Genomic DNA, 14,911 nt, shown 5'->3' with positions numbered 1-14,911 from the left:
GTTCAAGGTATTGAATTCCAAGCTCCATTATCTGTAGAACTTGTAATTGCCACAGGGTTAGGAGCTATTTTAGCATGGCTATTTAGCTTGTGGTCAAGAATGCAACATACTATCACAACTTTCGGAGAAATTCGTAGCAGAAATAAACGTATTAAAGAATTAGAAAAAGATATGCAACGCTATCAAGAAGAACAGATTCAAAGAGCTAGTTTACCTGCTGCAGAAACTTTATCTGACACAGAGAAATCTACTTAAGCATAAGCTTCTAATTGAAGAAGGCAGAAGGCAGAAGGCAGAGGTTCAATAATGGATAATTGATAATGGATAATTGATAATTACCTCTACCTAAAAGGAAGAGGATTGAATCAAAGGAAAATATTTTCTTGTTTCTCTTTTAAAGGAGAAGCTTTAAACCTTAATTATTCGGTAAAATTACATGGGGATAGTCTTCGACGCGCCACTTTGTGTCTACAAACCCCAAGCAATTTTAAGCACCGCAAGTGACGGTGGAGTATTAAACTTGCAAAAGAAAAGATAAAAACTTAGTTAGTTAAAGTAGCAAAAATATAGCTTGAGATTGATTGAAATGTTATTCCATTGAATATTTATATTGAAATCATACTAATGCAGGATGGCGGAAATAACTGACCAGTTACAAAATCCTAAAACAATTACAAATCAATACTTTTGACTTTTGACTTTTGACTTTTTAATTTTTACTTCCGCGTAGCGGCACTAACTTTTGCCATCTTCAAATTAGTTACTCTCAATAGTCCTGCGCTGACTAGAAAGTGCGAGTTCTTAGGTTAACAAATTTACAAATTAATCTGAGAATTATTTATATTAAAGTATAGGAAAAAACTACAGACATGACAGTTGGAGTTCCTCAAGTTTCAGAAACCGTTTCAGAAGGAATTGCTTTACTCACAAACTTAGCAGAAAAGGGAGAAATTAATCCTTGGGATGTTCAAGTAATTGATGTAATAGACCGCTACTTAAGTAAACTAACTCCTGAGTCAAATATTTCTGCAAATGATGACTTTACAAATTTGTCTCAGTCAGGCCAAGCATTTTTATACGCATCTATATTAGTATGGCTCAAAGCAGACCACTTAGCTAATTCAGAATCATCTGAAAATAATTCAGAGATATCTGAAGAAGTCCAAATTCCAGAAGCAGAAACTTTTGAAACACCAAAAATACCACTGAAATTAGAACAACAATTGCGTCGTCGTGCTGTTGCTCCTTCTCAGCGCAAACGTCGAGTCACCCTTCAAGAATTAATCGATCAGTTACAACTCATTAAGTCTACTATAGAAGATAGAAAAGTACGTCCCCGGACTCGCAAAACTAGCTCAAAAGCAAGAGAACAAGCAGCTAGAGCAATTGCAGAGTTAGCCCACCAGGAAAATTTAGTAGATACAGCTAGTGACCTAGAAAAGTTACTATTAGAAGAATTACCACATAATAGTGAAGGCTGCCTTGAATTCGATTGCCTTTTGGAATTGTGGTCCTCAGTATTACAGTCCAAAGCTGAAAATAAACATACTCATGTCCAAGTCAATCATGACCGAGTAGGTGTATTTTGGGCATTACTACTCCTTTCTGCTCAATCTAAAGTTGAGTTATCTCAAGAAGAATTTTATCAAGATATTAGCATCCGTACTATTTCATCTACTTCTGAGGGGCGATCGGTTTTAGAGAAGAAATTTTAAAGCTATCAAGCTGAAATTGACATCCTCCCGACGCTGCTCTACGAGACAGCGCGGGATTCCTTAACATCACTGCTAGGGGCTTTCTGTTTCATAGCACCCGCCTTTCCTACGGAATGCTCCGCAAACGGAGATTTACTCCCAGCCGAGAGTAAATTAAAAGGGTGTCCATTGCTGTTCAAATGCAGCACTAAAGAGTAGTATAAAATTATGATAATTACTCATTGCTACAAAATTAAGCCCACTATCTGGTAATTTTTTAGATTTAATCAGCAAGCCCTAAATAGGGAAAGTGAAAAGTTCTCATTTTGCTTTTTTCTCTGTTAATCTGAGATTTTATATCAAATCCGTTTAATTCGGTATAAAAAAATGTTCCATCTTCAACCATTACCAAATATTTCTCCATCTCCCCATCTCCCCATCTAATTACACCGATGCTACCGGATTTGATATTAACGGGGTGAACTGTGTTATTTAAGAACACAGGTATTTTAGTATTTTTTAGGTGGAGGAAACCAAGATGAAAGCCATGATTCTGGCCGCAGGTAAGGGAACTCGTGTTCGTCCAATCACTTATCGCATTCCTAAACCAATGATTCCTATTCTGCAAAAACCAGTAATGGAATTTTTGGTAGAGTTGCTTCGTCAACATGGTGTTGACCAAATTATGGTCAATGTTAGCCATTTAGCAAAGGAAATAGAGGACTATTTTCGTGATGGTCAAAAGTTTGGGGTAGATATTGCTTATTCTTTTGAAGGACGAATTGAGGATGGAAAGTTGATTGGGGAGGCACTGGGTTCTGCTGGTGGTATGAAGCGAATTCAAGATTTTTATCCTTACTTTGATGATACTTTTATCGTCCTTTGTGGTGATGCTTTGATAGATTTGGATTTGACTGCAGCACTCAAATGGCACAAAGAAAAAGGATCGATGGCTACTGTGATTATGAAATCTATTCCTCGCGAACAGGTTTCTAGTTATGGTGTTGTAGTGACAGATGAAGCAGGGCGAATTCAATCTTTTCAGGAAAAGCCAAAAGTTGAAGAAGCTCTTAGCACCGATATTAATACTGGTATTTATATTTTTGAGCCAGAAGTGCTTGATTATATTCCGTCTGGTGTTGAATTTGATATTGGTAGTCAGTTATTTCCCAAGTTGGTGGAGGCCGGAGCGCCGTTTTATGGTGTGGCCATGGATTTTGAATGGGTGGATATTGGTAAAGTACCTGATTACTGGCGAGCAATTAGGGATGTGCTACTTGGGAAAGTTAAAAATGTTTCTATTCCTGGTAGGGAGGTCTTTCCAGGAATTTATACTGGCTTAAATGTAGCAGTAAACTGGGATAAGGTTGATGTTCACGGGCCTGTTTATATTGGTGGTATGGCTAGAATTGAAGATGGGGCCAAAATTGTTGGGCCTAGTATGATTGGTCCGAATTGCTGGATTTGTAGTGGTGCTACTGTTAGTAGTAGTGTAATTTTTGAGTATTCTCGTTTAGGTCCAGGAGTGCGTTTGATTGATAAGTTAGTATTTGGTCGCTATTGTGTGGATAAGACTGGAGCATCTATTGATGTTCAAGCTGCTGCTCTTGATTGGTTAATTACTGATACTCGTCATCCTTTCCCTTCTAATCCTCCTCTAGAACATGAAGAAATTCAGCATATTTTGCAGGAAAATGGTAGTTAACTTGTAATAGAAGAAGTAAGAAGGAATAAGGAAGAAGGAAGAAGTTTAATTAACTTTTTTGACTGAATTTTTCTGTTCTTTCTACTGTTCCCTGTTTCCTGTTCCCTACTACAAAATGAGTTAAAAGCGACAAGGTGTGATAGACTTAGTCAATGCTATACAACTAATATAAATTATACTACTTATGAAAAAACTGGCTACTATAGCTTGTGTAACACTCTTAGTATGCTTGAGCGTTATTGGTTTTGCTTTCCCAGCTCATGCTGTACAAACCTACGCAGTAGCTCACGATGGATCGGGCAACTTCTTCATCGGAACCAAAAATCAAAGAGGGTACTTCTTTTGCAGTAATAATTCGGTAGTACGAGCGGGTCAACCGCTGAACGGCGGTGGAAAAACAGCGCTACCAGGAGGAAGGTTAGAAGCAGGAACAACACCAGAACAAGGGGCTTTTGATGAATTCCTTGAAGAGACAGGAGTCTTACTGCCACAACAAACACAGCTCAGTCCAAAAATATATGAACAAACAGGACAATACTACGGAGTATACTTCAGAGTTGACCCCCAAGCACTCAAGGACATAAATACACAAGCAGCAAGGAACATACAGGAAGGACAAAGAGCAATACCAGGAATACAAAATGGAACAATCACAACGTGTAACCAAATTAGAAATTCTTACCCCCTATCCCCACTAGATAATGAACTAGCAAGAGGAGAACTATGGAATTTTGAAAGAGATCGGCAAAAAATTGATGCCCTCAGAAATGATCGAGACACAAACTGGTTTTACTTTATTCTAGATAACCTAAGAAGGCAGCTAAGAAGTTAAGAAGCAAAACCAACAGAGTTAGAAACTGGAACTGCTCAAAACCAGACGATAGGGATAGAGTAAAAAATTACGAGTAGACAATAGTTAGAAGCAAAAATTAGGTGGAACGCTCAGACTACAAATATAAGCAGCGTGTCCACTTTTTTTTGTCAAATAGTACCAATCAGGAAAATCAGCAACCCTATTGGTTGTTTTGCTGTAAAAATCTTCGTTTATAGAAATACAGAAATCTTTAAGTAGGGTTTGCTGAAAAAGTCTGATGGGCGAGGGTAGGAGTCAGGATACAGGAGACAGGAGACAGGAGAAATGGGAATTGAGAGGAGGTAGGAGCTAAGTTTTATCCGTTGTTGTTCTGCCTAACTATGCCTCTAAAATACGCCCCTTTTTGAGTGTTTGAGACTGAAACAGGCGCACTTTTTTCAGTCCCAAAAAGGCACTTGTCTTTATATCTCAATACTTTTAGATTTATTCAGCAAGCCCTAAGTAGGGTTTGCTGAAAAAGTCTTTTTGCTGGGGTAGGGAGTAGTTAGGGCGTAGAAGCAATGGGAATTACAGATGCAGTGGCCAAAACAATAGTCAGAGTGATTTTTCGGCTGCGTGCAGGGCGTGAAAATCCTCACTTTTTTAACCATAGCTTCTGAAAAGATCATACTTTTTCAAGATATAAAAATCCTAAAACCAATATCAGTCAATGCTTTGATATTAGCTCGGTAAGCCCTAAGTAAATTTTTCTCTAAATCTGTAATATCATGTCCCGATAATTAGTGATAAAAAAAACTTTCTCTTTGTCCTTCTTTCTTCCCTTCTGACTCGTGACTCCTTAATCCTTAATCGTTAATTTATAGTATTTAACCGGACATGATATAACTTCTTCCTTCTTACTTTTTAGTTACTTTTAGTAGTCTTTCTTCTCCCGATTATCTCTTAGATTAAATAAGTGTAACTGCTGAGACTATTCTCATAATTTTGTAGTAGCATTCTTGACTCTTTAATTGTAATTTTTTCTTCTTGTAAGGCTTGCTCAGTTTGACGACGAATACTTTCTACTAAACCATCAGAATTATACTGAACATAATTTAATACTTCTGTCATTGTGTCGCCTTTAACAACGTGTTCTATTTTGTAACCTGAAGGGGTTAATTTAATATGCAAAACATTAACATCACCAAATAGGTTATGTAGATTACCCATTATTTCTTGATAAGCACCTCCAAGAAACATTGCTAGATAGTAAGGTTGAAAATTAGAAGCAATTTCTTTTGGGGAATTTTCTAGTTTTTGACTGGCTAATTCTTGAGAAGATTTATCGCTAAGTTGAGTTTGAAGAGGATGTAATTCTAATAATGACTTGACATCTCGTAAATCGATAAATTGCTCAATTTTTCCATCACTATCACAAGTAAGGTCAGCTAATATAGCTCTTTCTGTAGGTTCTTCATTTAATCTATGAATAGGCATAATTGGGAACAATTGATTAATTGCCCAACTATCGGGAGCAGATTGAAAAACAGAAAGATTAATGTAATAAATAGATGCCATGATTTTTTCTAGTTCTTCTAAATCATCTGGAATATATTCAGAGCTTTTTAATATCTCTTGAATTTTCCGAAAACATCCCCAGTAAAGTTGTTCTACTTTGGCGCGATCGCTAATACTCAGATATCCAAAATTAAATAGACTTATAGATTCTTCTTTGAATTGAATTGCATCGTGATATGCTTCCTGGTAATTATTTTTGTTAATAGATTGATAAGTTTCGTAGAGGTTTTGTAGAATTAAATGCTCGTCTTTTTCAACAACTTCAGGTTCTTCTTTTGGAACTTGACTAACTGCTAAAACATCAAAAATTAGAACTGATTGATGAGATGCAACAGCTCTGCCACTTTCACTAACTAATATTGGTGGTAATATATTTTTCTCTTCACAAGCTTCTTTTACTTCTGCCACAATATCATTGGCATAGTTCTGCATATCATAGTTTTTGGAAGCATAAAACTTACTTTTAGAACCATCATAATCAACAGCTAAACCACCACCGACATCTAAGTATTTCATATTAGCTCCTAGTTGAGCTAATTCTACATAAATTTGACTTGCTTCTCTAATAGCATCTTTAATTACACTAATTGAAGAAATTTGAGAACCAATATGAAAATGTAAGAGCTGTAAAGAATCTAAAATATCTGCATTTTTTAACTGATTAACAACTTTAATTATTTCCGGAATACCAAGACCAAATTTTGCGCGATCGCCTGTAGTTCCTGCCCAACGACCGATACCTTTAGTGCTGAGTTTTACTCGAACTCCTACTACTGGTTTAATATTTAGTTTTCGACTAGCTTCTATTACTAACTGTACTTCTTCTACTTGTTCAATCACAATTATTGGTGTTTTTCCTAATCTTTGAGCTAGCATTGCTGTCTCAATATATTCTCGGTCTTTATAGCCATTACAAATTATTAGTGCATCTGTCGTATTCAAGGTAGCTATAGCAATTAATAATTCTGGTTTTGAACCTGCTTCTAAACCAAATTTATGAGGCTTACCAAATTTAACTATTTCTTCTACTAATTGACGATTTTGATTACATTTTACTGGAAATACACCACGGTATATATTTTGATATTTATAACGAGCGATCGCTTTAGAAAAACAAGCATTTAACCGTTCAATTCTATCTTCGAGAATATCGGAAAATCTAATAATTAAGGGTAATCCTATATTTCTTTGTTTAATAGATTCAATCAGTTCAAATAGGTCTATTGAACCTCCTAGATCGCCTTTAGGAGAAACTGTGATATGACCAGCAGAATTAATTGAGAAATAAGGATTACCCCATCCTTGAATTCTATATAATTTCTCACTATCTTCAATAGTCCATGATTTTTTTTCTGGGGATTCGATCTGGTTAATTTCTATTTGATTTGTTTGAGAGGTATTAGTTAATAATGTATTGTTTGAAATCTCAGAAGAATTTTGATTTATAGTTGAGTGTAAATCCATTTTATGTTTTACTTTCAATAGAGTACATATGGGGTCAGAAATCTGGAATATTAATAAAAAAATTAAAAAATCAGTCCCACTTATCTTGCCACAACCAAAAAGTAACGCACTATTTTAACTGTGTCAGTCCAGTAGGGTGCAATTAATCCTGATTATTAGCATTTTTGTATCAATAGTTATTTATAAAAAAAATGAAGAAAATTGGCTTAATTGGAATGGGTTTAGTAGGGAAAGCGTTTATTAAACGTTTTATGGCCGCTAACTATCAAGTTATTGGCTATGATATTAATCAAGAAGCAGCTAATGCAGCGAGAAAAGTGGGAGTAGTAGTAGGTAATTCTCCAGCTAATATTGCTAAACAATGTGAATTAATATTCTTGAGCTTACCTAATTCTAATATTGTTAATCAGGTGATTTGGGGAGAAAATGGCCTAGCAGAATTTTGTTCTCATAATTCTACAATTATTGATACTACCACCTCAGACCCCCAAGAAACAATTCAACATTATCAAAGGCTTAAATTACAAAAAATTCGTTTTATTGACTGTCCTTTGGTAGGTTCAAGTCAAGAAATTTCTGAAGTAAAAGGTATTTCTCTTGTTGGAGACATAGAAGCAAAAGCTGTTGACTATATTCCCCTACTAAAAACCTTCTCCAAAAAAATATTTTTCTTAGGAGAAATTGGTCAAGGACATCAAACGAAATTAGTGGTTAATTTAGTGCTAGGATTGAATAGAATTGTCCTGTCAGAATCATTAGGTTTAGCTAAAAAATGTGGCATGGATCTTTTTCAGATACTTGAGATATTAAAAAGTAGTGCGGCTTATTCTGAAGTGATGGATACTCAGGGAGAAATCATGCTTAAACAGTCATTTGAAAATCCTGTTGCACGATTAGCGCAGCACGCTAAAGATGTAGGACTTATTCTTAAACTTGCTGCTGAAAAAGAAGCAAGAGTACCTTTATCAGAGCTACATGACTGTCTATTAAAAGAAGCGATCAAGTCTAATTGGGGAGCTTTGGATAATAGTGCAGTTATCAATTTGTTCATTCCCCCTAATTAGGGTTTGCTGAAAAATTGGTTGGTGGGGGTAGGACACGGGGACACGGAGACGCGGGGACGCGGAGAATGGGGAACAGACAACAGTTTCGGTCATTTTATGTGAAGAAATTTTCTTGAATTTCAGCAAAAAATTTCAGTGTTTTGAGGCAAATAAGAGCTATAAACTAGGAGATAAATTGAATATAAAAAGCTATTTTGCCTTAGCTATCCTGACTTTTAGTTTTATTCAGCAAACCCTAATTAGAGTCCATATTTAAACTCCAGCTTAAAAGCCGAGTCTTATTTGCTGATAGCTGAATCCTTACTATATAACAGAAATATTCTGCAAATATTTAGGGTAAAACTCAACAGCTTCTATCATGTCTTTTTCGGTTTTTATTTCTACTGTCCGATTTTCAAAACAACTTTGCCAAATAGTAGCTGATAATCTAAAAACAAGCCAAGCAAATTCAACATCTGGCTTTAATCTAAAAAGAGTTGATTTTTGATGTAAATACCAAGAGTAGGTAATAGTATTTTTATGACGATTTTGTTCCTCCTTTTCTTCTACAAGATGGTCATTAAGTAGTAAATATTCTTGAAATCCATCATAAACTTGTTTAATTACAAAAGGTTGATTATTAGCTACTCCTTGAATAAGAAACTTTTTCAGAGGTCTGGATAAATCTTTTCGTTTAAAATCATTATAAATTTCAATTAAAAGATTATCCATTCTAATTTGTCCTATAACTTTACCATCCACTTCTCCATATTTATAATCTTGAGGATTAGGAGGATTATATTTCTCAGAAAATGCCTTGACTTTAATGCCATTTCTAAACAAATTTTTAAAGCAATATCCTGGGGTTAAAATATAGAGAGCCATCGCTAGACAATGACAAGTCTCTTGATATTGGATGGGAACAATAACTTTGTAGTTTCTTTCATTATCTTTATATTCTCTATTTTTAGCTCGCTCAGAGTAAATATAATTTAGTTTAAAATCATTGTATTGTCTGAAATCATCCAGGATTTCAATGATTTTAAAAGTTCTCGGATTAAAGACTTCGACAAAATTAAAATAAACTGTAGAAGCACTATTTTTAACTGCCTCGATCAACTTTAAAGCTTCTTGAGGATAAGCTGGATGACAAACTGGTTTTTCTACATTTATTTTGATTTTTCTTGTGAGTAATTTAAAAATACCATATCGAATATTGGGATGAGTAGCAATGTGGAAAAGATCAGCATTAAGATTGTAAAAATATTCTTCATTAGTTAGCATTTCTAGCTGAGGGGAATATAGAAAATTATTGGGTTCTACTCCAGGGTCAAATCCATAAACTTTTCTAATGCCAAGTTCCAAGGCAGCTTGATAAATTAAATTACCAATATATCCGTAAATGCCAGCAATAGCTATACTCTTAGGTAAGATGTGTTCGATATTTTTCACCTCTTAATACTACTTGTAGTTTCATATTTTTTGCCTCCTAATACTATTATTTGTGATAGCAAGTATTTTGAGACTTAATAGAGTAAAACAATATGTCCAGAATAAAAATTATTCCTAAAAGTAAAATCTTTAAAACCCAATTTTTTGGGTTAAGCCGTTAGGCTCAAATCAGGTTATTCTGTATTATATATTTGATTTAGAAAATTTTTGAGGAGTATCAGTTTGGAACGCACCTTCATAGCTATTAAACCCGATGGTGTCCAAAGAGGACTTGTAGGCCAAATTATCAGTCGCTTTGAAACAAAAGGTTTTACCCTAGTTGGTCTAAAAATTATGAGTGTAAGTAAGGAACTAGCTGAAAAACACTATGAAGTTCATAAAGAAAGACCATTTTTTCCAAGTTTAATACAATTTATTACATCTGGCCCTGTAGTAGCAATGGTTTGGGAAGGTGAAGGGGTTGTGGCATCTGCGAGAAAAATTATTGGGGCAACTAATCCTTTGAGTGCTGAACCTGGCACAATTCGTGGTGATTATGGAATTAGTGTTGGCCGTAATCTAATACATGGTTCTGATGCGATTGAGACTGCTAAAACTGAAATTAGTCTTTGGTTTAAAGATGAAGAGTTAGTATCATGGCAGCCAACTTTAACTCCCTGGATTGTTGAATAATTTGACACTCCCCCGTCACGCTAAATTTGTGACGGGGGTTCTTGATTCACAGAAACTTGCTAATGTAGGAGACAAGAAACAGGAGAAACGGGGAATGAGTTAGGAGGTAGGAGTAAGAATTATCCCTTAATTTTTCTGCCCAACTAATAGATACTAACTTTTTGAGCCTTCTTAGCAGAAAATATAGTACTTTTTTTCAACCTAATAAGGCTGAAACTTTATATATGTGAATATTTTAGATAGTTAATCAGCAAACCCTAATTAATTCTATATTCTTGAAAATTATTTTTTTTTGTAAACTTCTGTTGACTTATATTAAGATTTTTACGAGATGTTTAAGATAAGAGCAAACCCCACATCTAAATATATCAAACGGGTAGTGTAGAAGAAGAAGAAAAATTAGTATTTGTTTACAAGTTGTGAATTTACCGATTACAGGTAAAATATGGAAAATTAACTTCAAAGTACAAATACAAACATTAGGAGTTTTAAATTATGCCTCTATCTGATACTCAAGTATTAGTTGCTCTAGTAATTGCTCTCATCCCAGGAATCTTAGCATTCCGACTCTCAACTGAGCTTTACAAATAAAATCTCGGTCAATTATCAAAACCTAAATTTGTCCTAACAGTTGCTTCTCAGGATACAGTCAAATTTTTGCTTTTTAGCAAGCCCTAAGTATGATTGAGAAGTTACTATGTTAAAAACTGTTGGGACAAATTTTTTATGGAAATGGAATAGGAATCCTCAAAAAATTTCTTTACCGTGAAAATCAAAGGTAATTTAAAATCAAATTAAAATACTAACCAATTTATTGATCTTATTTTTCATGCCATAGCGTTTTTATCTAGGATACAGTCTATATTCATTTAAACCCCCTCATGAGAGCTGATAGCTGACAGCTAATAGCTGAATGCTTACTATAGATTAATATCTAAATAGAAAAATCTTCTAATTGATGAAGCTATCTTGAAAAAATTATGCAAGCGACTAAACCAGTAACATTTTCACGAGTTTCTCACAACACTCCTACTCAAGTAAAACCTCGAATATTTTCCAAAAGAATCAAGTCTACCTATCTAGGAATAACAATTGAAACTACAGTCAAATTATTTACTAACATTGTAATTTCTGTTTGTATAACATCAGCTTTCTTGAAATTGTGGCCTCATTACCAATCTATTCAAGAAAAGCTACAAGTCATTGAATCTGAAATTGAAGCCACAACAGAAAGACTTAATCAAGAGAAAGCAGACTTTAGTCGTTATTTCGATCCTAGTCAAGCCAAGAGTATTATGCAAGAGCAAAGCAACCTAGTAGATCGTCATCAAATACCGATAATTTGGCTAGAAGATAATGGTATTAAACCAAATTCAGAATCTACAAACTCTCCTTGAAGAAGTAGTCATTTCAGTTATCAGTTATCAGTTATCAGTACCTATGCCTAAAGTCAGAAGCTTGAAATATTGAACTTGATTTTCTCTTGGTTGATTGGATATGGCGAAGACACCTCGCCATCCCTCAACCGCTTTTTCATACCCTTGTAGAGCGGTAGCTCGCGGCGCAGCCAAGGGTAGGCTTGAGACCTTATTTTTTGGTCAGTAGGAAGTAGGTAGGGACGTTGCATACAACGTCCTTACAGAAAGAATTTGTTAGGACATTTTTCAATCCTAAAACCCTTTTACAGTTTGCTATTCCCTTTTCCCTTTTTGTAGTAAGACAATTAATAAAGCTTTTATCCTAAACTAAAAATAATAGCTGTTAACACAGTTTCTCCGGAGGAGGCTAGCTGATAGCTGGTGGCTGACTGCTTACATTTAATTAGGACTTGCTGATTAAACCTAAACGTCTTTAAAGATAAAGGTAAGTGCCTTTTCGGGTCTGAAATACCTTGGTTTTCAGCTCTTAATGCTCAAAAATTTACCATTTTAGTCGCATCGTTGGGCAAAAAAAAATTACTTTCCTACTCCCCTACTCCCCTACTCCCCTACTCCCCTACTCCCCCGCTCCCCTACTCCTTAAAAAAGACTTTTTCAGCAAACCCTAATTAATTTAACTCATCAGCGATCGCCCGAAATAAAGCAACAGTTTCCACATCATCAATACTCCTCAAAATACTATTACTAGAACCAGTTTTTACCCCAACAAAATTCTTTTCTGGATTAATATAAATGTATTGTCCCCAAGCACCAGTCGCACAATAATCACCATTTGAACCTACAGGAATCCACCAATGATATTGATAACCCCACTTCAAATAAAGCTCATCTGTCGCACCTGGTTTTAAGTAGGGAGTATCAGGAATTGTTGACTCTTTTACCCAACTTTTAGGAATAATTTGTTGCCCGTTAAAATACCCATTATGTAAATAAACTAAAGCAAATTTTGCATAATCTCTCAAAGCACAATTCATCCCACAAAAAGTTACTTCAGTTCCATAATTATCAGTCAACCAATAAGCATCTGATTCTGCTCCCATTGGTTGCCATAATTTCTTTTCTAAATAACTGACAATATCTTGCCCAGTGACTCGCCTCAACAATAAACCTAATATCTGAGTATTCAAACTTATATATTCAAAGTAATTACCTGATGGTTCTTTAGCAGGATAATTTAAAATTACCTTCTCCATAGGTCGCATATACAAAAATAATTTATATAAAAGTTGATTAATATCAGCATTATCATCTTCGTAGGCTTCACTAAAATTTATTCCAGAAGACATTTGTAGAATATGCTTAATTGGTACATTGTTATATCCAGATACTTTTAACTCTGGCATATATTTAGTAATTGAGTCATCCAGACTTTCAATATAACCATCATTAATAGCAATACCTATTAAGGCAGAAATAAAACTCTTAGCTACAGACCAAGAAGTTTTTTTGTCATTTTTTGTATAACCTTGAGAATATTTTTCATAAACAATTACATCATTTTTAACTATTAAAAATCCTGTATTGCCTGTACGTTGTAAAAAGTCTTTCATTGTCCGAGTTTCACCCTGAAATTGATAGGATGTATTCAGGTCGTATAAATTTTCCTGAAAATTATAGGGTTTAGTAGAACGATGAATAATTTTACTGGGAAAAACTCGATTCATATTACGGAAATTATTTACCCTTTTCTCATCATCAAACATAGTTATTTTCGGTTCAAGATAAAAGCGCCAAATAATTAAGCTAGTTGCAATTAGAGGTACAAGAAAAATTAGAATAAAATTGATAATGTTCATAGTTATTACCTTAAATATAGTGTTTCTCAAGTTATTGATGTACAGTTGTTTTGATTTTTTTCTATTCCCTATTCCCTACTCCCTACTCCCTACTCCCTACTCCCTATTTAGATAAAAGCGCCAAATAATTAAGTTAGTTGCAATTAGAGGTACAATAAAAATTAGGATAAAGTTGATAATGTTCATAGTTATTACCTGAAATATAGTGTTTCTCAAGTTATTGAGGTACAGTTGTTTTGATTTTTTTCTATTGCCTACTCCCTACTCCCTACTCCCGACTCCCTATTTAGATAAAAGCGCCAAATAATTAAGTTAGTTGCAATTAGAGGTACAATAAAAATTAGGATAAAATTGATAATGTTCATAGTTATTACCTTAAATATAGTGTTTCTCAAGTTATTGAGGTACAGTTGTTTTGATTTTTTTCTATTCCCTACTCCCTACTCCCTACTCCCTATTTAGATAAAAGCGCCAAATAATTAAGTTAGTTGCAATTAGAGGTACAATAAAAATTAGGATAAAGTTGATAATGTTCATAGTTATTACCTGAAATATAGTGTTTCTCAAGTTATTGAGGTACAGTTGTTTTGATTTTTTTCTATTCCCTACTCCCTACTCCCTACTCCCTACTCCCTATTTAGATAAAAGCGCCAAATAATTAAGCTAGTTGCAATTAGAGGTACAATAAAAATTAGGATAAAGTTGATAATGTTCATAGTTATTACCTGAAATATAGTGTTTATAAAGTTATTGAGGTACAGTTGTTTTGATTTTTTTCTATTCCCTACTCCCTACTCCCTACTCCCTACTCCCTATTTAGATAAAAGCGCCAAATAATTAAGCTAGTTGCAATTAGAGGTACAAGAAAAATTAGAATAAAATTGATAATGTTCATAGTTATTACCTGAAATATAGTGTTTATAAAGTTATTGAGGTACAGTTGTTTTGATTTTTTTCTACTCCCTACTCCCTACTCCCTACTCCCTACTCCCTACTCCCTATTTAGATAAAAGCGCCAAATAATTAAGTTAGTTGCAATTAGAGGTACAATAAAAATTAGGATAAAGTTGATAATGTTCATAGTTATTACCTGAAATATAGTGTTTATAAAGTTATTGAGGTACAGTTGTTTTGATTTTTTTCTATTGCCTACTCCCTACTCCCTACTCCCTACTCCCTATTTAGATAAAAGCGCCAAATAATTAAGTTAGTTGCAATTAGAGGTACAATAAAAATTAGGATAAAGTTGATAATGTTCATAGTTATTACCTGAAA

General features: G+C 34.3%; 12 protein-coding genes. 8 read left to right on the top strand and 4 right to left on the bottom strand.

Translation table 11 applies throughout. The annotated features are described in order from the left end of the window. Nucleotides 1-255 (top strand): LapA family protein (locus F6K54_RS25270; RefSeq protein ID WP_293083561.1); only part of this gene is annotated, 255 nt, incomplete at its 5' end. Between the two features lie 614 nt (nt 256-869). After that, nucleotides 870-1,715 carry a segregation/condensation protein A gene (locus tag F6K54_RS25265; protein WP_293083558.1) on the top strand — a complete coding sequence of 282 codons (846 nt, stop codon included), beginning with the start codon at nt 870-872 and terminating at the stop codon, nt 1,713-1,715. 262 nt (nt 1,716-1,977) lie between these two features. On the opposite strand, the gene F6K54_RS25260 is transcribed toward F6K54_RS25265, so the two are convergent. After that, nucleotides 1,978-2,196 carry a hypothetical protein gene (locus tag F6K54_RS25260; RefSeq protein WP_293083555.1) on the bottom strand — a complete coding sequence of 73 codons (219 nt, stop codon included), beginning with the start codon at nt 2,194-2,196 and terminating at the stop codon, nt 1,978-1,980. 36 nt (nt 2,197-2,232) lie between these two features. On the opposite strand from F6K54_RS25260, the gene F6K54_RS25255 reads away from it, so the two are divergent. Both F6K54_RS25255 and F6K54_RS25250 read left to right on the top strand, forming a co-directional pair. Then, on the top strand, nt 2,233-3,399 hold the full coding sequence (locus F6K54_RS25255) for an NDP-sugar synthase (RefSeq protein WP_293083552.1): 1,167 nt from the start codon (nt 2,233-2,235) through the stop codon (nt 3,397-3,399). 184 nt (nt 3,400-3,583) lie between these two features. Further along, complete coding sequence (locus F6K54_RS25250) at nt 3,584-4,231, top strand: NUDIX hydrolase (protein WP_293083549.1); 648 nt, start codon at nt 3,584-3,586, stop codon at nt 4,229-4,231. A gap of 924 nt (nt 4,232-5,155) precedes the next feature. Here the strand turns inward: F6K54_RS25250 and speA are convergent. After that, nucleotides 5,156-7,234 carry a biosynthetic arginine decarboxylase gene (speA, locus tag F6K54_RS25245; protein WP_293083546.1) on the bottom strand — a complete coding sequence of 693 codons (2,079 nt, stop codon included), beginning with the start codon at nt 7,232-7,234 and terminating at the stop codon, nt 5,156-5,158. 191 nt (nt 7,235-7,425) lie between these two features. Here speA and F6K54_RS25240 point away from each other — a divergent pair, with 191 nt between their 5' ends. Further along, nucleotides 7,426-8,298 carry an NAD(P)-dependent oxidoreductase gene (locus F6K54_RS25240; RefSeq protein ID WP_293083543.1) on the top strand — a complete coding sequence of 291 codons (873 nt, stop codon included), beginning with the start codon at nt 7,426-7,428 and terminating at the stop codon, nt 8,296-8,298. Between the two features lie 303 nt (nt 8,299-8,601). On the opposite strand, the gene F6K54_RS25235 is transcribed toward F6K54_RS25240, so the two are convergent. Beyond that, nucleotides 8,602-9,729 (bottom strand): hypothetical protein, encoded by a 1,128-nt coding sequence (locus tag F6K54_RS25235; RefSeq protein WP_293083540.1) that lies wholly within the window; start codon nt 9,727-9,729, stop codon nt 8,602-8,604. Nucleotides 9,730-9,951: 222 nt separating this feature from the next. Between F6K54_RS25235 and ndk the strand changes: the two genes are divergently transcribed. The 3 genes from ndk to F6K54_RS25220 all read left to right on the top strand — a co-directional run bounded on the left by ndk (nt 9,952) and on the right by F6K54_RS25220 (nt 11,798). Further along, nucleotides 9,952-10,401 carry a nucleoside-diphosphate kinase gene (ndk, locus tag F6K54_RS25230; protein ID WP_293083538.1) on the top strand — a complete coding sequence of 150 codons (450 nt, stop codon included), beginning with the start codon at nt 9,952-9,954 and terminating at the stop codon, nt 10,399-10,401. Between the two features lie 495 nt (nt 10,402-10,896). After that, nucleotides 10,897-10,992, top strand: coding sequence for a photosystem I reaction center subunit XII (psaM, locus tag F6K54_RS25225; RefSeq protein WP_071525264.1), 96 nt, complete (start codon nt 10,897-10,899; stop codon nt 10,990-10,992). Nucleotides 10,993-11,381: 389 nt separating this feature from the next. Beyond that, nucleotides 11,382-11,798, top strand: coding sequence for a hypothetical protein (locus F6K54_RS25220; RefSeq protein ID WP_293083535.1), 417 nt, complete (start codon nt 11,382-11,384; stop codon nt 11,796-11,798). Nucleotides 11,799-12,448: 650 nt separating this feature from the next. Here the strand turns inward: F6K54_RS25220 and F6K54_RS25215 are convergent. Continuing rightward, complete coding sequence (locus tag F6K54_RS25215; RefSeq protein WP_293083533.1) at nt 12,449-13,636, bottom strand: serine hydrolase; 1,188 nt, start codon at nt 13,634-13,636, stop codon at nt 12,449-12,451. Nucleotides 13,637-14,911: the final 1,275 nt, after the last annotated feature.

Origin of the sequence: Okeania sp. SIO3B5 (assembly GCF_010692555.1) — a bacterium.
GTDB lineage: Bacteria > Cyanobacteriota > Cyanobacteriia > Cyanobacteriales > Microcoleaceae > Okeania.
This window is presented reverse-complemented; position numbering and strand designations above follow the sequence as displayed.